18 protein-coding genes are annotated in these 18,294 nt (G+C 69.4%); 7 read left to right on the forward strand and 11 right to left on the reverse strand.

Annotation, left to right across the window (positions count from 1 at the left end):
* The first annotated feature begins 9 nt into the window (after nt 1–9).
* The 4 genes from ACF073_RS29805 to ACF073_RS29820 all read left to right on the forward strand — a co-directional run bounded on the left by ACF073_RS29805 (nt 10) and on the right by ACF073_RS29820 (nt 5,092).
* Complete coding sequence (locus ACF073_RS29805; RefSeq protein ID WP_392074497.1) at nt 10–1,023, forward strand: acetamidase/formamidase family protein; 1,014 nt, start codon at nt 10–12, stop codon at nt 1,021–1,023.
* A 294-nt stretch (nt 1,024–1,317) separates the two neighbouring features.
* Nucleotides 1,318–1,923 (forward strand): N-acetylmuramoyl-L-alanine amidase, encoded by a 606-nt coding sequence (locus tag ACF073_RS29810; protein WP_392074498.1) that lies wholly within the window; start codon nt 1,318–1,320, stop codon nt 1,921–1,923.
* A gap of 284 nt (nt 1,924–2,207) precedes the next feature.
* Nucleotides 2,208–3,512 carry a GAF domain-containing protein gene (locus tag ACF073_RS29815; RefSeq protein WP_392074499.1) on the forward strand — a complete coding sequence of 435 codons (1,305 nt, stop codon included), beginning with the start codon at nt 2,208–2,210 and terminating at the stop codon, nt 3,510–3,512.
* A 56-nt stretch (nt 3,513–3,568) separates the two neighbouring features.
* Entirely contained in the window at nt 3,569–5,092 is a 1,524-nt protein-coding gene (locus ACF073_RS29820; RefSeq protein ID WP_392074500.1) for an aldehyde dehydrogenase family protein, read from the forward strand.
* Nucleotides 5,093–5,179: 87 nt separating this feature from the next.
* Here the strand turns inward: ACF073_RS29820 and ACF073_RS29825 are convergent, their stop codons facing one another.
* Nucleotides 5,180–7,411, reverse strand: a complete 2,232-nt coding sequence (locus ACF073_RS29825) for an MMPL family transporter (protein ID WP_392074501.1) — start codon at nt 7,409–7,411, stop codon at nt 5,180–5,182.
* A gap of 99 nt (nt 7,412–7,510) precedes the next feature.
* Here ACF073_RS29825 and ACF073_RS29830 point away from each other — a divergent pair, with 99 nt between their 5' ends.
* Nucleotides 7,511–8,284 carry a GNAT family N-acetyltransferase gene (locus ACF073_RS29830; protein ID WP_392074502.1) on the forward strand — a complete coding sequence of 258 codons (774 nt, stop codon included), beginning with the start codon at nt 7,511–7,513 and terminating at the stop codon, nt 8,282–8,284.
* Here the strand turns inward: ACF073_RS29830 and ACF073_RS29835 are convergent.
* The 9 genes from ACF073_RS29835 to ACF073_RS29875 form a co-directional block, all read right to left on the reverse strand.
* Nucleotides 8,258–9,199: a class I SAM-dependent methyltransferase gene (locus ACF073_RS29835; RefSeq protein WP_392074503.1), complete on the reverse strand. Its 942-nt coding sequence runs from the start codon at nt 9,197–9,199 to the stop codon at nt 8,258–8,260. The genes ACF073_RS29830 and ACF073_RS29835 overlap by 27 nt on opposite strands.
* A complete protein-coding gene (locus ACF073_RS29840; protein ID WP_392074504.1) occupies nt 9,196–10,170 on the reverse strand; it encodes an acyl-ACP desaturase in 975 nt (324 codons plus the stop codon). Before ACF073_RS29840 ends, ACF073_RS29835 begins: the two co-directional genes overlap by 4 nt.
* Nucleotides 10,171–10,199: 29 nt before the next feature.
* Nucleotides 10,200–11,423, reverse strand: a complete 1,224-nt coding sequence (locus tag ACF073_RS29845) for a beta-ketoacyl-[acyl-carrier-protein] synthase family protein (RefSeq protein ID WP_392074505.1) — start codon at nt 11,421–11,423, stop codon at nt 10,200–10,202.
* On the reverse strand, nt 11,420–11,710 hold the full coding sequence (locus ACF073_RS29850) for an acyl carrier protein (protein ID WP_392074506.1): 291 nt from the start codon (nt 11,708–11,710) through the stop codon (nt 11,420–11,422). Before ACF073_RS29850 ends, ACF073_RS29845 begins: the two co-directional genes overlap by 4 nt.
* 118 nt (nt 11,711–11,828) lie before the next feature.
* On the reverse strand, nt 11,829–12,932 hold the full coding sequence (locus ACF073_RS29855; protein ID WP_392074507.1) for an LnmK family bifunctional acyltransferase/decarboxylase: 1,104 nt from the start codon (nt 12,930–12,932) through the stop codon (nt 11,829–11,831).
* Nucleotides 12,933–12,968: 36 nt separating this feature from the next.
* A complete protein-coding gene (gene denD, locus ACF073_RS29860) occupies nt 12,969–13,976 on the reverse strand; it encodes a D-erythronate dehydrogenase (protein ID WP_392074508.1) in 1,008 nt (335 codons plus the stop codon).
* A 48-nt stretch (nt 13,977–14,024) separates the two neighbouring features.
* Nucleotides 14,025–14,882: a 4-phosphopantoate--beta-alanine ligase gene (locus ACF073_RS29865; RefSeq protein ID WP_392074509.1), complete on the reverse strand. Its 858-nt coding sequence runs from the start codon at nt 14,880–14,882 to the stop codon at nt 14,025–14,027.
* Nucleotides 14,883–14,962: 80 nt separating this feature from the next.
* Entirely contained in the window at nt 14,963–15,247 is a 285-nt protein-coding gene (locus ACF073_RS29870; protein ID WP_392074510.1) for a WXG100 family type VII secretion target, read from the reverse strand.
* A gap of 37 nt (nt 15,248–15,284) precedes the next feature.
* On the reverse strand, nt 15,285–15,593 hold the full coding sequence (locus tag ACF073_RS29875; RefSeq protein WP_392074511.1) for a WXG100 family type VII secretion target: 309 nt from the start codon (nt 15,591–15,593) through the stop codon (nt 15,285–15,287).
* Between the two features lie 721 nt (nt 15,594–16,314).
* On the opposite strand from ACF073_RS29875, the gene ACF073_RS29880 reads away from it, so the two are divergent.
* Nucleotides 16,315–17,144, forward strand: a protein-coding gene (locus ACF073_RS29880; RefSeq protein WP_392074512.1) for an IS5 family transposase whose coding sequence is annotated in 2 segments (ribosomal slippage) — nt 16,315–16,621 and nt 16,621–17,144 — 831 coding nt in all. Because the reading frame shifts where the segments join, the coding sequence is not laid out codon by codon here.
* Nucleotides 17,145–17,309: 165 nt separating this feature from the next.
* Here ACF073_RS29880 and ACF073_RS29885 read toward each other — a convergent pair.
* Nucleotides 17,310–17,744 (reverse strand): Rrf2 family transcriptional regulator, encoded by a 435-nt coding sequence (locus ACF073_RS29885; protein WP_392074513.1) that lies wholly within the window; start codon nt 17,742–17,744, stop codon nt 17,310–17,312.
* 134 nt (nt 17,745–17,878) lie between these two features.
* Between ACF073_RS29885 and ACF073_RS29890 the strand changes: the two genes are divergently transcribed.
* A partial coding sequence (locus ACF073_RS29890) for an SDR family NAD(P)-dependent oxidoreductase (protein WP_392074514.1) occupies nt 17,879–18,294 on the forward strand: 416 nt, incomplete at its 3' end.

The following is an 18,294-nucleotide window of genomic DNA, read 5'->3' on the forward strand; positions in this document are numbered from 1 at the left end:
CATGCCATCATGGCCGACCCCCGGATCCTCACCGTGCGACCCGAACCCGACCAGTACGCCTGGACGTTCGGCGGCGCGGCGCCCCTGGCGCGGATCGCACCCGGTACGGTGCTCGACCTGTATACCGAGGACTGCTTCGCCGGCCGGGTCCGCTCCGAGAAGGACCTCGTGTCCGAGGTCTGCGAGTTCCCCTATCTCAATCCGCAGACCGGTCCCTTCCACATCGAGGGCGCCGAGCCCGGCGACACCGTGGCCGTGCACTTCGTGTCGGTCGAACCGGCCCGCGACTGGGCGGCGTCCACGTCGGTCCCCCTCTTCGGCGCGCTCACCTCCACCCACACCACGGCCACGCTGCAGCCACCCCTGCCGGAGCGGGTCTGGATCTGGCAGCTGGACCGGACCCGGAGGACCGCTCTGTTCCAGGCGCGGGACAGCGACATCCGGGCGGAGCTGCCCCTGGACCCCATGCACGGCACGGTGGGTGTGGCGCCCGCCAATCTGGAGGTGCGCTCGGCGCTGGTGCCGGACGCCCACGGCGGGAACATGGACACCCCCGAGATGCGGGCCGGCGTCACCTGCTATCTGGGCGTCAATGTCGAGGGTGCCCTGCTCAGCCTCGGCGACGGGCATGCCCGGCAGGGCGAGGGCGAGACCTGCGGCGTGGCCGTGGAGTGCGCGATGAACACGATGGTGGTCGTGGAGCTCCTCAAGGACGTCGCCACCCCGTGGCCCCGGCTGGAGTCGGACACGCACATCATCTCGACCGGCTCCGCCCGTCCGCTGGAGGACGCGTTCCGGATATCGCAGCTCGACCTGGTGCAGTGGCTTGTGCGCGACTACGGGTTCAGTGAGCTCGACGCGTACCAATTCGCGACCCAGGCAGTCGAATCGCCGTTGGCCAACGTCTGCGACACCAACTACACGTGCGTGGCCAAGCTCCGCAAGGAGTGGCTGCCCGTGCGGGAGACGTATCGCGGCGTGCACGCGCGGCTGCGCGAGACAGCGGAGGCCCTGCGCCGCTGACGTGTCCGGGCCATCCGACTCCGTCGTACTCCCCCTTCCGCCCGGCCGCCGATTCCCCTCCTGCTCCCGGCTTCCGACTCCGCCCACCCCCGATTCCCCTCCTGCTCCCGGTTCCGCCCGACTCCGCCGAACACCGCACTACTCCCGGTAGACCCCACTCCCGGTACACCCCACTCCCCGTACACCCGGCTCCCCGTACACCCCACTCCCGTACACCCGGCTCCCGAAAGGGCTCCCGAAGCCGCCCCGGGTCATCCCGAAGGCATCCCCCAGACCTCCTGAAAGGCCTCCGCCATGGCAGTGAACCGAGCCGAACCGCGGCTCAGCCGACGCCGGCTGCTGAAGGGCGCGGCACTCGCCGTCGTCCCCTACGCCCTGCTCCCCGACCCGCGTGCCGGCGCGTATGCCGCGAGCGGCGACTACCCGCCCGCCGAATGGCGGCCGGCGAGCACCTCCAACTACACGGCGTCCGACCGCCCCAGTGAGTACACCGTCGACCGTGTGATCATCCACGTCACGCAGGAGACGTACGCCAACACCTTGACGATCTTCGGCGATCCGCAGAAGAAGGTGTCCGCCCACTATCTGGTCCGCTCGGCTGACGGGCACGTCGCCCAGTGCGTACACGAAGCCGACATCGCCTGGCACGCGGGCAACTGGAGCTACAACACGCGCAGCATCGGCATCGAGCACGAGGGGTGGGTGGATCAGCCCGGCTACTTCACCAACGCCCTCTACGAGCAGTCGGCGAAGCTCACCGCTGCCATCTGCGCCAAGTACGCCATCCCACGGGACAGAGAGCACATCATCGGCCACTACCAGGTACCCGGCACCGATCACACGGATCCGGGGCCCGGCTGGGACTGGGTGCGCTACATCAGACTGGTCAACTTCGCCTAGCGAGGGGACCGACCGCCGTCGCACCGGTTGTCCGCGCGAACACACGGGGTGACGATGGTCCGAGCCACCGCGGCACCACCGAGCCCTGCCGCGGACCACCGAGCGAGCCCTGCGGCGGCACTGGCCGAGCCGTCGTACCGAGCGCACCACCGCGCGCACCACCGCGCACTGTTCCGCCCACGTCCGCACGACAGGCACCGCGTCCAGTGCCACCCTCCGCAGTACGCCTCAACACCACCGTAGTACGCCGTAACACCACCGATTCACCGTCCGGGGAGGCCGAGTTGAGCGATCCGCGGGTTGCCCTGGAACCGGGGGCCGACCCCACCGAGCGTGTCCGGGTGCTGCGCCGGGCGCACGAGACGTTCACCAGGGCGGGTACGGTGCCGCGCCCGGTGCGGTCGGTGGTGGCGGAGTCGTGGCGGCGCAGCGCGCGGGCGGGTGTCGGGCCGGACGGCACCGCCCCGGTGGAGCTGACCGACGATGACCTCGGCGCCTACCGTGCGGAGCATCCGCTGACCCGGGTGATGCCCCTGTTCCGTGAGCTGCTGGGCACGTTCGCGGCTGATGGCGAGCATCTGCTGGCGGTGTGCGACGCGCACGGCAGGCTGCTGTGGGTGGAGGGGCACGCGGCGACCCGGCGCCGCGCGGACAGGATGAACTTCGTGCCCGGGGCACGCTGGTCGGAGAGCGCGGTCGGCACCAACGCGCCGGGCACCGCCGTCGCCGTGGACCGGCCTGTGCAGGTGTTCGCCGCGGAGCACTTCATACGGCGGGTGCAGCCGTGGACGTGCGCCGCCGCTCCGGTGCACGATCCCCGCACCGGACGGGTCCTGGGGGCCGTGGACATCACCGGCGGGAACGGGCTCGCCCATCCGCACAGCCTGGGTTTCGTGCAGGCCGTGGCTCGGGCCGCCGAGGCACAGCTCGCCCTGCTCGCCCCACCGTGCCCCCAGGAGGCGCCCCTGCTGAGCGCGCTCGGGCGGGACGAGGCCGAACTCGTCGCGGGTGGACGGCGGATCAGGCTCAGCCGGCGGCACAGCGAGATCCTCGTGCTGCTGTCCCGGCACCCCGAGGGCCTGAGCGGAGACGAGCTGCTGTGCGCGCTGTACGCGGACGAGTCGGTGACCCCGGTGACGCTCCGGGCCGAACTGGCGCGGCTGCGCAGGCTGTTGGGGCAAGGAGTGCTCGCCTCGCGGCCGTACCGGCTGTCGGCCGGGATGGAGTCGGACGCCACCGTGGTCGAGCGGCGGCTGGAGAGCGGTGCGCTCGCCGCGGCGGTGGAGGCGTACGCCGGCCCCCTGCTGCCCGGCTCGCAGGCCCCGGCGGTCGTCCGGCTGCGGGAGCGGCTAGCCGGCGGCCTGCGCGCGGCGCTGATCGCGCACGGCGACCCGGACCTGTTGGCGGACTGGGCGCACGCGCCCTGGGGCGAGGACGACACCGAGGTGTGGCGGGCACTCGCGGCGGTGCGTCCGACGGCCCCGATACTCGCCCGGCTCGCCGCGCTGGAGGCGGAACTCGCGGCACCGGGCGGCCGGGCAGTCGCGCGGAGCCGCGGTGCAACGTACTTGCAACGTCCTCGTGCCTAGCCTCACGCGGAGAGCTGCCCAACGGCGGGCAGCGCTGCACCGGAAGGCAGACCAGGATGACTCGTTACGCGGCGCCGGGCACCGAGGGCGCGATCGTCTCCTACCAGGCGCGGTATGACCACTTCATCGGCGGCACCTACGTCCCGCCGGCGCGCGGGCAGTACTTCGAGAATCCGTCGCCGGTCAACGGACAGCCGTTCACGGAGATCGCGCGCGGTACCGCGGAGGACGTCGAGCGGGCGCTGGACGCGGCCCACGAGGCGGCGCCGGGGTGGGCTCGTACGTCGGTGGCGGAGCGCGCGGACATCCTGCTGAAGATCGCCGAGCGGATGGAGGCGAACCTGGAGCCGCTGGCGGTGGCGGAGAGCTGGGAGAACGGCAAGCCGGTGCGGGAGACGCTGGCGGCCGACATCCCGCTCGCGATCGACCACTTCCGCTACTTCGCGGGGGCGATCCGGGCGCAGGAGGGGTCCCTGGGGGAGATCGACGACGACACGGTGGCGTATCACTTCCACGAGCCGCTCGGGGTGGTCGCGCAGATCATCCCCTGGAACTTCCCGATCCTGATGGCCACTTGGAAGCTGGCCCCGGCCCTGGCCGCCGGGAACGCGGTCGTCATCAAACCGGCCGAGCAGACCCCGGCCTCCATCCATTACTGGATGAGTCTGATCGCGGACCTGCTGCCGCCGGGAGTGGTGAACATCGTCAACGGCTTCGGGGTGGAGGCGGGCAAGCCGCTGGCGTCGAGCCCGCGCGTGGCGAAGGTCGCGTTCACCGGGGAGACCACCACCGGGCGGCTGATCATGCAGTACGCCTCGGAGAACATCAAGCCGGTCACCCTCGAACTCGGCGGGAAGTCGCCGAACATCTTCTTCGACGACGTGTGGGCACACGACGACGACTTCCGCGACAAGGCACTCGAAGGCTTCACGATGTTCGCCCTCAACCAGGGCGAGGTCTGCACCTGCCCGTCCCGGGCACTGGTCCAGCGCGGGCACTACGCGGATTTCATGGAAGCGGCGGTCGAACGCACCCGGCTCATCAAGCCCGGCCACCCGCTGGACACCGACACCATGATCGGCGCCCAGGCCTCCAACGACCAGCTGGAGAAGATCCTTTCCTACCTGGACATCGGCCGCCAGGAAGGCGCGAAGATCCTCATCGGCGGTGAACGCGTCGAACACGAAGGTGAGTTGAAGGGCGGCTACTACGTCCAGCCGACCATCTTCGAGGGCGACAACCGTATGCGGATCTTCCAGGAGGAGATCTTCGGCCCGGTCGTCTCGGTGGCCTCCTTCGACGGCTTCGACGACGCGATCAAGACGGCCAACGACACGCTGTACGGCCTGGGCGCGGGCGTGTGGACCCGGGACATCAACACCGCGTACCGGGCGGGCCGCGCCATCCAGGCGGGCCGGGTGTGGACCAACTGCTACCACGCCTACCCCGCGCACGCGGCGTTCGGCGGCTACAAGCAGTCCGGGATCGGCCGCGAGACGCACAAGATGATGCTGGAGCACTACCAGCAGACGAAGAACCTCCTCGTCTCGTACTCCCCAAAGAAGCTCGGCTTCTTCTAGAGGCACGAGAAAAGGCGTCTGACCTGGGCTTTTGCCCGGGGCAGGCGCCTTCGCTTCGACTCGCTCCAAGCACCACCCAGGACACCTTCATTGCATCACTGCCGGTTCCGATCCGGCGTCGATGCGGCGTGACCACTGCGGCATCCACCAATTCGCCCGTCCCGCCAGCTGCATGGCAGCCGGCACCAGCAACGCGCGGACCAACGTGGCGTCCAGAAGGACGGTCAGCGCCAGGCCGGTCCCCAGCAGCCTGAGCGAGGTGACGCGGGACATGGCCAGTGCACTCATCGTCGCGACGACCACCAAGGAGGAGGCGCTGATCACACGTCCGGTACGGGCCATTCCGTAGACGATCGAGGAGCGGCTGTCCCCCGTTGAGGCGTACCGCTCCTTGATGCGCGCCAGCAGGAACACCTCGTAGTCCACGGACAGGCCGAGGGCGATGCACACCATCAACAGAAGCATGCTGATTTCGAGTTGCCCGGTGACCGTGTAGCCGCCCATTCCCACGCGCCCATCCTGAAAGAGAGGAACCAGGCAGCCGACGCCGGCGCTCAGGCTGAGGACGGCCAGGGCAACCGTCTTGCATGAGACGAACAGCCCCCCTGTGAAGGACATGACCACCAGCAGCGCGCTCGACCCGGCCATCAGAGCAGCGATAGAAACCCTGCTGGTGAGCTCCCTCTTCGTGTCCGCCACCCGGGCGGCGGTTCCTCCGATCATCCGCGGCGCGAAGGCGGGGACGGCACGGACCTTGTCCAGCAGGCGCTCGGATGCCGGAGGTTGCGTACCTGCGGGCATTCGGACGTTCACGAGCAACGCCCCCTCGCCAGCGAGCCGCTGATGTGCTGGATGCGGCGGGGTGATGCGGCTGCCGCCACGATAGGAGCCGGTGACCGCGTCCACCCCGGCCACGTTGGTGAGCGTCGACACCTTCCGGGCGTAGTGGTCCACCTCTGTGGTCACCCTCGCGGCCCGGGGATCGGCCACACTCAGCACGACGGACAGCCTGTCCCCGGAAGCGTCCGGAAACTCCCTGTGCACGCGCTCACCGGTCTGTCGTACCTGCGTGGACTCGGGCAGGACGCGTTCGTCGGCGATGCCGAACTGGGCTCTGCTCAGAGGCATCGCACAGAACAGCAGGAGCACTGCCGCCGACGCACCGAGCAGAACGGGGCGCCGCGTGGCAGCGTTTCCCACCCAGGCCCACGCCCTGCTGTATCCGGGTACGGCCGGGACCCCATCCCGCGTGTCCGGACCCTTCGTCTTCGGGAGCCGCAGCATCCGGCGCACCCGATCCGACAGACGCCGGTCGAGCCGCGCCGCATGAGGCAAGGCGAATCGCAGCAGCACGGGAAAGATGAGGACCGCGGTCAGTGCGGCGAACGCCACCACAGCGATGCCGCCGGCGGCCAGTGAACGCAGGAACGGCACCGGAAAGACCAGCAGTGCCGCCAGACAGGCGACGACCGTGGCGGCGGAGAACAGCACGGCGCGCCCGGCCAATCGCACCGCGGTGGCGACCGCCTCCCCTACCGCTTCCCCCCGTGCCATTTCCTCACGGCAGCGCATCGTGATCAGCAGGCCGTAGTCCACGGAAAGACCGAACCCCAGGGCCGCCGTCACATTCACGGCGAACACGGAAACGGGCATGACCCATGTCAGCGCGTGCAGCACGGTCAGCGTCGCTGCGACGGAGACGACCCCGATCGCCATGGGCAACAGGGCCAGGGCGACGGAGCGCAGGGCCAGCATCAGGATGAGCAGCACGAAAGGCGCGGCCGCGAGCTCCGCAGCGCGTAGGTCCTCCCGGCTCAGCCGGACCGCTTCCGCACTGCTCCACACGGGACCGGCCGCGGCCACGGTGATGTCCCCGTGCCGTCCGACGAGATCCGGGACGATTCGCTGCGCCATGTCGACGGCTTGGGCTCCCCTTCCACTCAGCTCGACACCGATCAGCGCGTCCCGCTCATCGGCGGACAGCAAAGCGGGGCTCGCCGTGTCCCAGTAGCTCCACACCCGTGCCACCCCCGGCTGCCCGGCCACGGAATCGGCAAGTGCGCGGCCCACGTCGGCCGCTTCACCGCCCGCCATGGACGTGTGGCCCGACACCAGAAAGACCAGATCGGCGGAGGGCTCGTCGAATTCCTGCTCAATCACCTGACCGGCCCGGTCCGCCTCCGTCCCGGTGGCGGTGAACCCCGACGGAGTCAAACGAGCGAAACAGCCGACCACCACAGGAAACAGGGCCAGCCCCAGCACTGCGACCAGCGCGATGACCCTCCACGGATTTCCAGGAATCCACTTCGCCGCGAGCACGGGGGAACACCTCCGGAAAGTCACACAGGGATAGGGTGGACGGGCCTGTCATATCGTCGACGCACCCTCCGCATTTTCGAATCCTCCGCAAGGAACGCCATGAGCACATCTACCGCATCCGCCGCCACAAAAGCGGGAGAACAGCGCTACACCATCTCTGTCGCTCGTGACGAAAATACGATCCGCGAAGCCCAGAAACTCCGCTACCGGGTCTTCAACGAGGAACTCAGGTCCCCCTATCACGCGGAACAGGGCCGCGAGGTGGACGGATACGACCGGTACTGCGACCACCTCGTCGCGCGCCGCGCCGATACCGGCGAGATCGTGGGCACATACCGCCTCCTGCCACCCGAGGGTGCGGCGCGGGCCGGCGACCTGAGCTCAGCAGCCCTGTTCGACCTGGGTCCGCACCACGCCCTGAGGCCCTCGCTCGTGGAACTCACGCGGGTGTGCGTTCACCCGGACCATCGCACCGGTCCTGTGATCGCCATGCTGTGGGCGGGAACGATCCGGTACATGACGCGCGGCCGCCATGCCTGGCTCTCAGGGCGCATGACCTTCCCCCTGTTCGATGGCGGCGCCCTGGCCGGGGCCTGCTGGGACCACGTGGTGGCCGGCGGTCACATCGCCCCCGACCGCTACCACGTACGCCCTCGCACCCACTGGGAGCCCCCGGCCGGCGACCGCCGCCCTGGACTTCCGGTACCTCCCAAACTCCGCGGATTCCTGCTCGCCGGCACGTGGGTGTGCAGTGAGTTCGCCTACGATCCCCACCACGACGAGGTCAGTCTCTACCTCCTGCTGTCTCTTGAGAACACCGATCCGCACCGCCGGAAGTTCCTCCTGTCACTGGGGGAACGCCTGGCCTCCTGACGACCCTCCGGGACCTCGCCGTTCGGACCGGCGCCGCAGTGTGATGCGGTAGAGCGTCGAGGCCTGGCGCATGAAGACGATCTCACTGGCCCGCAAATAGGTGCGGTACCGCAGGTAGGCGTCGGCGCCGACGAGCAGCTCCGCCTCCTTGCGGGCCCGGAACAGCCGGGAGGACCAGCCGCGTAGGGTGCGGGCGTAGTCCGCGCCGTCCTCACGCAGCCTGCTGATCGTGAAGTACGGCTCGCAGGCGGTGGCGATCTCCGACAAACACGGCAGCCCTGAGCCGGGGAAGATTTCGCGTGCGAAGAAGTCGGGAACCGACGTGTCGTGTGCGGCGTGGTCGGTGAGCGCGATGGTCTGGAGGCTGAGCCGGCCGAGCGGCGGCAGCCATCCGGCGCAGCGCGCGAAGAAGGCGCGGTAGGCCCCGATCCGCTCGTCGCGGGACATGTCCTGATGGGTGAAGTGCTCGAACGCGCCGATCGAGACGATACCGTCGTACGGCTCTGCCGGCTCGTGGTCACGCCAGTCCTGGACTTCGACGTCCGCTCCGGACAGCCCGAGCGAGCGGACGTGGGCGTACTGGTCGGCGCTGAGGGTGAGGCCGAAGGCCTGCCGGACACCCACCTCCTCGGTGGCCGTCCTCAGCAGGCTGCCCCAGCCGCAGCCGATGTCCAGCAGCCGGCCGCCCGCCGTGACGCCCGCCTGCTCGAGGTGGTACCGCAGCTTGGCGTGCTGCGCCTTCGCCAGCAGGTCCGTGTTCCCGGGCGGGCCCGTGATGCCGTCCCACAGGGCGCAGGAGTACGTCAGGCCGGGGTCGAGCCACAGGGCATAGAACTCCTTGCCGATGTCGTAGTGGGCCTGAATGTCCGCAGCAGTGGCACCGGTGCGGGTGCGTGGGCCGGTCCGGGTGTTCACGGGCCGCCTCTCTCGTCGTACGAGGTGGATGAGTCCGCACGAGGGATCAGGGCAGCGGGGGCTGCCGCCCTCATCCGGTCGAACAGCCGACTGGAGCGTTCGGCCCTGGTCCGCAGGTCGTCGAGATGGCGGCCGATGCGGTCGAGGGCGTGCTCGCCAGCGGGGCCGAGACCCGAGCGGGTCGTCACTCCCAGGGCACGCAGCAGTGGTTGCAGCACGTGGCGCCGGTGGATGTCGAGGTCATAGATGCCGAAAGCGGCGATGCGCATGGCGCGCTGTCGGTACCCGGCGATGGTGGTACTCGGCCACTCGAAGGAGCAGATGACGTCGGCGAGGGCGCAGACCGCGCCGTCGGGGTCCAGTTCCAACGCGGCGGTGTACACGTCGCGATAGAAGATCATGTGGAGGTTCTCGTCGGCGGCGATCCGTGCCGTCAGCTGACGGGCCACCGGATCGGCGCAGGCCATTCCGGTGTTGCGGTGAGCCTCGCGGGTGGCCAGTTCCTGGACGGTGACGTAGGCCAGGCCGTGCAGCAGAGATGCGTGGCCGCTGGTATAGCCGGTGGACACGTGCCGCATGCGCTGGCGTTCCAGGGCCACGGGGTCCACGGCACGGCGGGCGTGCAGGTAGCCTCGCAGCGCGTGGGCGTGGCGGTCCTCCTCGGCCGTCCAGCGGTGCACCCAGGAGCCCCACGCGCCGTCACGGCCGAACTGGGTGGCGATCTCGAAGTGGTAGCTCGGCAGGTTGTCCTCGGTGAGCAGGTTGACGGTCAGCGCGTCCGCCACGACCTCCGGGAGGCCGGACTGGTCGGCCTCCCACGGGGTTCCGTCGAGCGGACCGTCGAAGTCGGAGGCTCGGCTCCAGGGGACGTAGGCGTGGGGGAACCACTCCGTCGCGGTCGCCAGGTGGCGGTCCAGAAGCCTCGCCACGGTCGGCTCCAGCTCCACCAGGTGATCGAGAGGGAGAGGCATCACGCGGGCTCCTGATACGTCGGCCGATGTCAGGGGCACTGGAACACGAGAGCCGCGTTCTGGCCGCCGAAACCGAAGGAATTGGAGAGCACCGTCTCCAGCCGGGCGGGCCGCGGAACCTTGGCGACGACGTCGAGGTCGATCTCCGGGTCCATCCGGTCGAGGTTGGCGGTGGGTGGGATGAGCTGATGGTGCAGGGAGAGCACCGAGCAGGCGGCTTCCACCGCCCCGGCGCCGCCGAGCAGATGCCCCAGGACGCCCTTGGCCGCGGTCACGGGAGGCGGGGTGTCGAAGACCCGGCGCAGTGCCGTGGCTTCCGCGATGTCGTTCATCCGCGTGGCGCTGCCATGGGCGTTGACATGGTCCACGTCGCGCGCGGCGAGTCCGGCGCCGTTCAGCGCCGCGTTCATGGCCAGGACCGCGCCGTCGCCTTCGGGGTGGGGAGCCGTCGGGTTGTGGGCGTCCCCCGAGAAGCCGTAGCCGGTGAGCCGGGCGTACTCCCGGGCCCGCCGGGCCCGGGCGTGCTCGGTCCTTTCGAGGACGAGGACGCCGGCGCCCTCGGACAGGACGAAGCCGTCGCGTTCGGAGTCGAAGGGACGGGACGCTCCGGCCGGGTCGTGCATGCGCGTGGACAGTGCGCCCATGCGCCAGAAGAGCGCCGATCCCAGTCGGTTGCAGCCGGAGTCGGCCCCGCCGGCCACGGCGATGTCGCACGCGCCGGACTGGATCAACAGGCTCGCGATGCCGATGGCGCTGGCACCGGACGCGCAGGCGGTGGTGATGCCCAGGGTGGGGCCCAGCGCCCCGAGCATGGTTCCGACCTCGCCGGCGGCCATGTTCGGCAGGCTGCGGGGCAGGGTCGTGGGCGACAGCGCCAGGAGGCGGCCCTTCTCCAGGATCTGGCAGGCCTTGATGGTGGTGTCGTGACTCGATCCCCCGGTACCGATCACCACGGCGACCCGGCTGCCGTCCCACAGCGCGCAGTCCAGCCCGGCGTCGGCGACGGCTTCCTTGGCCGCTGCGTGCGCGAAGCGGATGAACCGGTCGGTGCGCCAGGCCAGGCCGGGTTCCAGGGCGGCCGCGAGGTCGTCATCGTCCACCCGGCAGGAGATCGTCACCGGCAGCCCGTCCATCGCCGGGTCGTGGGCGGCGGTGGGGACGCCGCCGCAGAGGCGGCCCCAGGTGGCGCCGACACCGACGCCGGCGGGCGTGACCATTCCCAGCCCGGTGACGGCCACCGCGTGGCGGTTCACGCGTCGGTCTTCGCTGCGGTTCCGGTCGTGCGCAGCACCTGGTCCACGGCCGCGACCGCCTCGGCGAGGGTGGTGTCTAGGGTCATCTGCTCCAGGAGGCTTTCCTGGACATCGATTCCGGTCTGCTCTTCGATCACCACGATCAATTCCATGACGGCAATCGAATCGAGCTCCAGATCCGAAAACCTGACGGACTCGTCCACCTTCGTAGGATCGATCTGAAAATGCGACCGAAGGAGATCCTTCAGCCGCTCCTCAGTGAATTCCTCGACGATCCGAGAAGCCATGAAAACCCACCCGCTACTTTCGACAACCCTCTCCGGTATTTCCGGTGAGGACGCGCATCACTCCTACCACGCCCGCCACCCCTCGCAGAATCCCTTTCTAAAACGAAGAGGGCAGCGTTCATTCGTATGCAGCAATGCGCCGGGTGCGGGCGTCGCGCGCGGGATCGCGGTGACGGAAGGCCGCGACGGCGATGGTGCGACCGGTGCCGGCGTCGCTGATGGCGAGGTCGCTCTTCTGATGAGCCGGATCGTCGGGATCGTGCGAGGTGCTCAGGGCGAGGGCAAGGGTGGCGTCCAGGTCGGCGTTGCCGAAGTAGCAGATACGGGCGTCGAGGAGGGTGCGGTCGAGGAAAGCGCGGTCGCTGCCGCCTGAGGCCCGCCACTGGTGGAGCTGGGCGCGCTCCGCGATGGGGAAGAACGCGGCGAAGTAGAGCAGGCCGACGCCGTTGACGTCGCGGACGACGTCGACGGGGTGTTCCAGCACGAGGTCGGGGGCCGAGCGGGTCCAGTGGGAGCGCTCGGGGTCGGGAAAGGCGCCGAGGTCGCGGGCGCGTGCACACAGGTCGCGAGGGCTGTCCGCATCGGGCAGGTGTGCGGGGGTGAAACCGATCGGGGCCGTGCGCACGAGCGCGACGTTGCTGCGGGGATCGGAGCGCGCGACCCACACATTGAGGTTCTCGACGTACAGGCAGTCCGGGCGCGGCCGGCCGTACGGCTCGTCCGCATCAAAGGGCAGCGGCGCCTGTCTCTCTCCGGCGATCCGACGGATCCGGTGCACCGTCACCACGGACAGGCGACCACTGTGGAAGACCCGGGATTCGACCTCGACGCGTTCACCGAAGGTCAGATCGCGAGGGCGGAAGCGGGAACCGGAAGTGAGGCGGTAGTAGTAGAACGCAAGGTAGGACGGCAGGCCCCGTGCGTCACGGGCGTTGAACACGTCCAGGCCGCACACCATGCTGACGGTCTGCCACGTCCAGTCGCCCACGCACGCCACCAGGTTTTGCAGGGGACCGCACATCCCGGGCTGCACGACCACCGTCCGGCGCACCGAGGCCGGGCCGGTCCGTTCCACATGGCAGAAAGGCAGAACGACATCCGGAGGAGCCAGCACATCACTCACCACAATCCTCGTTCCAGCCCCGACGGCCCGGGGACGCCGAGGGATGGCGTCCCAGCCTGCGACAACGAAGCTCGTCCCTGTGCTCGTCCATGTCCACATCACTCGCCGCCAAATGGACGATCACGGCCTGCGCCCCTACAGAGGGGCGCTGCTCGCACGGTCGGCCACGTACCGCTCCACGAGCGACCGGAAGCCCGGGTCCGGGTGCAGCCCGAGCGTGGCGGCGCGGTGATGGTCGAACGCGGCGGGCCAGGATCCGACGATCGCCTCGACGGCGGGATCCGGGGCGAAGGTCACGAGGCCCACCGCGTCGTCCCCCGCCATGTCCCGGAGCGTGGTGAGCATCTCGGCGACGGTGACGCTCAAGGCGGGCAGGTTGACGGGGGCCAGGCCGTTCAGCCGACCGCGACCAGTGCCGCGCTCAGCCTGGGCGAGGCGCAGCAGGCCCTGGACGGTGCCGTGGGGTGAGGCCAGTGCCACCCGCGTGGCGGGGTCGACCGGGCAGGTGGCCGACCGGCCCGCGAGGGGCTCGCGGACGATGGCGGACAGGAAGCCGGACGCGGCGGCGTTGGGCGGGCCGGGGCGCACGGCGACGGTCATCAGGCGGGCCACGCGTCCGTCGACATAGCCGCGGCGCGTGTAGTCGGCGATGAGGTGTTCGCAGACGAGTTTCTGGGTGCCGTAGCTGGAGCGCGGGCTGGGTACCGTCGCTTCGCTGACCACCGGCGGCAGGGGTGCGGCCGGGTCGGAGCCGTAAACGGCGAGGCTACTGCTGAACACCAGCCTCGCCACCGGCCCGCCGGCCGCCTGCTGGGTGCGGGCGGCGTCCAGCAGGGCGCGGGTGGTGTCCACGTTGGCGTGCATCCCCAGCTCGAAGTCGGCTTCGCACTGGGCGGACACGGCGGCCGCGAGGTGGAAGACGGCGTCGACCGGGCGGACGAAGAGCTCGTCGAGACGATCGGTGAGGTCCCCCTGCACGCATTCCACGAGCGGGTCGGCCAGGGCCGGGGCACTGGGGTGGGCCGCGCGGTCGGCGAGCAGCAGGCTCGTGATCGGCCGGCCATCGAAGGCGCGCGCGTGGAGCAGGGCCCGGGTGAGGAGGCCGCCCAGGAATCCGGACGCACCGGTGATGAGGATCCGCACCCGTCCACTCCTCTCCGTTCTCTCAGGCCGAGTTGGCAACCCGGCCGGTCACGGCCGGGCGGCCAGGTGCAGCGGCATCCCGTCGATGAGGCGGGTGGCACCCACGCGGACGGCGGCCAGCAGCCAGGCGGCGCCGGACCGGGGATCCGGTTCCAGCTCGGGGCCGGTCAGCTCCAGATAGAGGGTATGGACCGGGATGTCGCCGCGGGCGGCCTCGTCCAGGAACTTGTGTGCGGCGGCCAGAACCTCCCCGGGAACGCCGCCGTCCGCCGCAGCCTCGACACCGGCTGCCAAGGCCTGCGGCAGGGCAAGGGCGGCGGTGCGCTCGGCGGGCGACAACCGGATGTTGCGGCTGGAGAGCGCCAGCCCGTCGGCCTCCCGTACCGTCGGGACGCCAACGACCTCGACGGGGACGTCCAGGTCGAACACCATGCGCCGGAACAGGGCCAGTTGCTGGACATCCTTCTCGCCGAGGAACACCACGTCGGGGCGGACCAGGTTGGTCATCTTCAGCATCACGGTCAGCACGCCGTCGAAGTACCCCGGCCTCCCCTCGGCCTCCAGGTGCTCGCCCCGCTCCCCTGCCACCACACGCACCAGGGGACCGTCGTCGCGGTACACCTCGGACGTGTCCGGCACGTAGAGCAGGTCGACTCCATGGGCCCGGCACAACGCGGTGTCCGCGTCCGGCGTGGACGGATAGATCGCCGGGTCCTCGTACTGCAGCGGGTTGACGTAGGCCGTCACCACCACGTGAGCACAACGCGCCCGGGCAGCCCGGATCAACTCCGCGTGGCCGGCGTGCAGGGCCCCCATCGTGATCACCAGACCCATCGAGCCCTCAAGCGCCGCCCGGGCCCGTAACAGCCCTGCCCTCTCCCCGGTCACGAGCATCCGACTGCTCACCCCTCGTAGGCTCGAAGGTCCCCTGGCCCTGCGAACTACCCGGCCCGGCACACCCCACAAACCCTCCACTTGTGTGGCGGTCAGCCCCACATGCCGACGTTCTTCTTCTCCGCTGCCTGGTAGTTGTCAACCGCCGCCCCGAGGGCCTGCTGAGTGGCGTTGATGATCTCGCGCAGTTCCTGCGTCGCCGAGTTCCATTCCTCTTGCACTCCCTGCCAGGACTGCACGGACTCGCCCTCGTAGCTGCCGGCGAGCTTCTGGATGAGGGTCTGCATGTCGTCGAGCTCGGTCTGCAGCCTGCCGACTGTGCCCCGTACGTCGGACTGGGTCGATTGCAGCTGCGCGAAGGTGACTCGGGTGGTCATCGGTTCCCTGTTCTTCTCGTGGACGGGTGCGTGTGTGTCAGCCGAGGCGGCCGGCGATGCCGGAGCCGGCGGACTCCCCTTCCTGCTCCTGCCTGCTGTACGTCACACCCGCGGCCTTGAGGTTCTCGGCGACGGTCTTGAGCGATCCCTGGATCTTCTGCCCGTTCGCATGAATGCGCTCGGCCAGACCGTTGAACGCCTTGGCAGCGTCGCCTTGCCACTGGCTTGCAATTCCCGACACTGAACGGTGCAGATGGGCGTACATGCCCTCGATGTTCTGCGCGGACTGGTCCACTTTCTGCGCGCCCGCCGACAGCTCCTCGGCGGAAAGTGCGTATTCGGGCATGCCGTCATCCTTCTGTCCGAGCGGTCACGACAAGGCACAGGAGGTCCTGCACGGGCCCCCGAGCCCTGACACCCTCAGGCGCCATACCGACCCTAATGCGATGGAAACCACACAGACGACCACCATCACCTGTTCAGCGGCAAACCAATATCTTCGCCCGAACTCCGGCGCGTACACCGCTGGGAAAGGCCTGCCGCCGATTTCGAGCGGATCACCGTGCACAACCTGCGCCATGGACCGCATCCTCACCCGAGCCGGGAGTGCGGGGCAGGGGTACAGCCATGCGGGGCGCCCGCGCGCTTCTATCCCGCCGGACGGCTCTGCGACGACCACCGGCCTCCCACGGGTTCCCGCTCCCGCCCCATCCCTGCCGTCCCGGCCGACACGTACCAAGATCCGGACCATTTCCGGACCAGCACCCTCCAGATGGCTGCGCAAACGACCGTTTCAACAGGTCAGCGTGGGTGCAGCTGCTGTACCACCAGGAGACGAAGAATCTCCTGGTGTCGTACTCACCGAAGAAGCTGGGATTCTTCTAGACGCGTGCGAAAAGGCGCCTGACCTGGATTTCTCCCCGTCAGGCGCCTTTCGCTCAGCCCGCTCTCGCTCTCGGCCGAACCCGGCTCGCGCGGGCCCAACGGTCCGATGACCTAGAGCGTGTCTCTTTGGGGGGCTCATCAGTTGATCGGATGTGCCTGTCCGGTTAGTGATCACTGATGCGATGTGGGATCGGATCGAGCCGCTGATGCCGGCCGATCCGGTCCGCGGACGGCGGTGGGCCGACCACCGCCGCACGCTCGAGGCCATCGCTTGGAAGTACCGCACCAACTCGCCCTGGCGGGACCTCCCCGAGGAACTCGGCTCGTTCCAGACCGCCCACAAGCGGCTGATCAGATGGGCCGTCGACGGCACGTGGGAGAAGATCTTTGCCGCCGTCCTCGCGGCAGCGGATGCCGTCGACGACATCGGCTGGACCGTGTCGGTCGACTCCACCGTTGTTCGGGCCCACCAGCACGCCGCCGGAGCACTCAAAAGGGGGCCGAAGGCCGCAACGAGCCGGCCGACCATGCACTCGGACGCTCCCGTGGCGGGCTGAGCACCAAGATCCACCTGGCTGCAGACGGCTATGCACGACCCCTGGCTCTGGCCATCACCGCAGGCCAGGCCGGTGACGCCCCTGCCTTCGAGACAGTCATGGCCCGCATCAGGGTGCCGAGAACCGGCCTCGGCCGGCCCCGGACCCGTCCGACCATGGTCCTGGCCGACCGCGCTTACTCATCCCGCGCCATCCGCGGTCACCTGCGCCGCCGGCAGATCCGCGCGGTCATCCCGCAGCCGTCGGACCAGATCGGCCATCGCCTGCGGCGGGGCCGCCAAGGTGGGCGCCCGCCCGGCTTCGATGCGGATGCCTACAAGCAGCGCAACACCGTCGAACGGTGCATCAACCGCCTCAAACAGTGGCGCGGCCTGGCCGCCCGAACCGACAAACTCGCGATTGCCTACCAGGCCGCACTCCACCTCGCCGCCATCCTCATCTGGGCACGGCGCTGACCAAAGAGACAGAACCTAGCGGACCTTGCAGGAGAGCAAGCCTGGAGCGGTGAACAACGGCTTGCACTGCTTCGGCTTTCGCGCCGACCACGCACTCGACAGCGAGGGGGAACTTGCTGACTCGCAAGGCGTTCGAACTGGTGATGCCCGGGCGTAACGGGGAGGCTAGCGAGGTGCCGCGAGTACGTCCCGGAGTATGTTCTCGAGGGTGACACGGCCCAGCGCGCGCCTCAGGGTGCCCTCGATGCCCTCGTAGATGCCCTGCATCGCCGGCTGGATGCCGTAGCCCACCACGCATCCCTGGTCCGGTGCGGCGCGGTGCATCGCGAACAGCGGGCCGGGTTCCACTGCCTCGTACACGTCGAGCAGGGTCATCGAACCCAGCTCGCGCGCCAGCGACCAGCCCGCGCCCACACCCCTCCGGGACTCCACGAGCCCGGCCCTGCGCAGCTCGCCGAGCAGCCGCCTGATCACCACGGGGTTGGTGTTCGCGCTGGTCGCGATCTGCTCGGAGGTGGCGACCTCGTGACCCTGGCGCTGGTAGAGACCGATCCAGGCCAGCGCGTGGGCGGCAAGGGTCAGCCTGCTGTTGGCACTCATGAACTGAACCCCTCCTCTCGGCCGCAACGCTTTATGTTACGACAGCCCAGTCGTAACAGAGATAGTTGCAACCAAAGGTCGTAACAATTAACGTTACGACTGTCGGGCACGGGTCAATCAACGAGGTGGGAAGAATGAGCAAGCCACTCACGGGCAAGGTCGCCCTGGTCACCGGGGGGTCGCGCGGACTGGGAGCCGCGACCGTACGACTGCTGGCCGAGCAGGGCGCCGACGTCGCCTTCACCTATGTCAGCTCCGAGAAGCAGGCGCAGGCCGTCGCCGACGACGTGCGGCTCAAGGGAGCGAAGGCCATCGCCTTCCAGTCCGACCAGGCAGACATGAGTCAGGCGCCGGCACTGATCGACGACGTGGTCGCGCACTTCGGCGGCCTGGACATCCTCGTCAACAACGCGGCGATCTCGGTGGAGCAAGGCCGCACGGTCGACGACCCGGACGCCGACACCGCCGCACTGGACCGGATGCACGCCACCAACTATCTCGGCGTGATCGCCGTCATCCGGGCCGCCTCCCGAGTGCTGCGCGCGGGCGG

This window comes from Streptomyces sp. NPDC015171, assembly GCF_043079545.1.
Classification (GTDB): domain Bacteria; phylum Actinomycetota; class Actinomycetes; order Streptomycetales; family Streptomycetaceae; genus Streptomyces.

Bases quoted from the DNA above. Each gene is read 5' to 3' on its own strand.
- ACF073_RS29805 (WP_392074497.1), top strand. From the start codon at position 10: ATGGCCGACCCCCGGATCCTCACCGTGCGACCCGAACCCGACCAGTAC.
- ACF073_RS29810 (WP_392074498.1), top strand. From the start codon at position 1,318: ATGGCAGTGAACCGAGCCGAACCGCGGCTCAGCCGACGCCGGCTGCTG.
- ACF073_RS29820 (WP_392074500.1), top strand. From the start codon at position 3,569: ATGACTCGTTACGCGGCGCCGGGCACCGAGGGCGCGATCGTCTCCTAC.
- ACF073_RS29830 (WP_392074502.1), top strand. From the start codon at position 7,511: ATGAGCACATCTACCGCATCCGCCGCCACAAAAGCGGGAGAACAGCGC.
- ACF073_RS29840 (WP_392074504.1), bottom strand. From the start codon at position 10,170: ATGCCTCTCCCTCTCGATCACCTGGTGGAGCTGGAGCCGACCGTGGCG.
- ACF073_RS29850 (WP_392074506.1), bottom strand. From the start codon at position 11,710: ATGGCTTCTCGGATCGTCGAGGAATTCACTGAGGAGCGGCTGAAGGAT.
- ACF073_RS29855 (WP_392074507.1), bottom strand. From the start codon at position 12,932: ATGTGGACATGGACGAGCACAGGGACGAGCTTCGTTGTCGCAGGCTGG.
- ACF073_RS29870 (WP_392074510.1), bottom strand. From the start codon at position 15,247: ATGACCACCCGAGTCACCTTCGCGCAGCTGCAATCGACCCAGTCCGAC.
- ACF073_RS29875 (WP_392074511.1), bottom strand. From the start codon at position 15,593: ATGCCCGAATACGCACTTTCCGCCGAGGAGCTGTCGGCGGGCGCGCAG.
- ACF073_RS29885 (WP_392074513.1), bottom strand. From the start codon at position 17,744: ATGAGTGCCAACAGCAGGCTGACCCTTGCCGCCCACGCGCTGGCCTGG.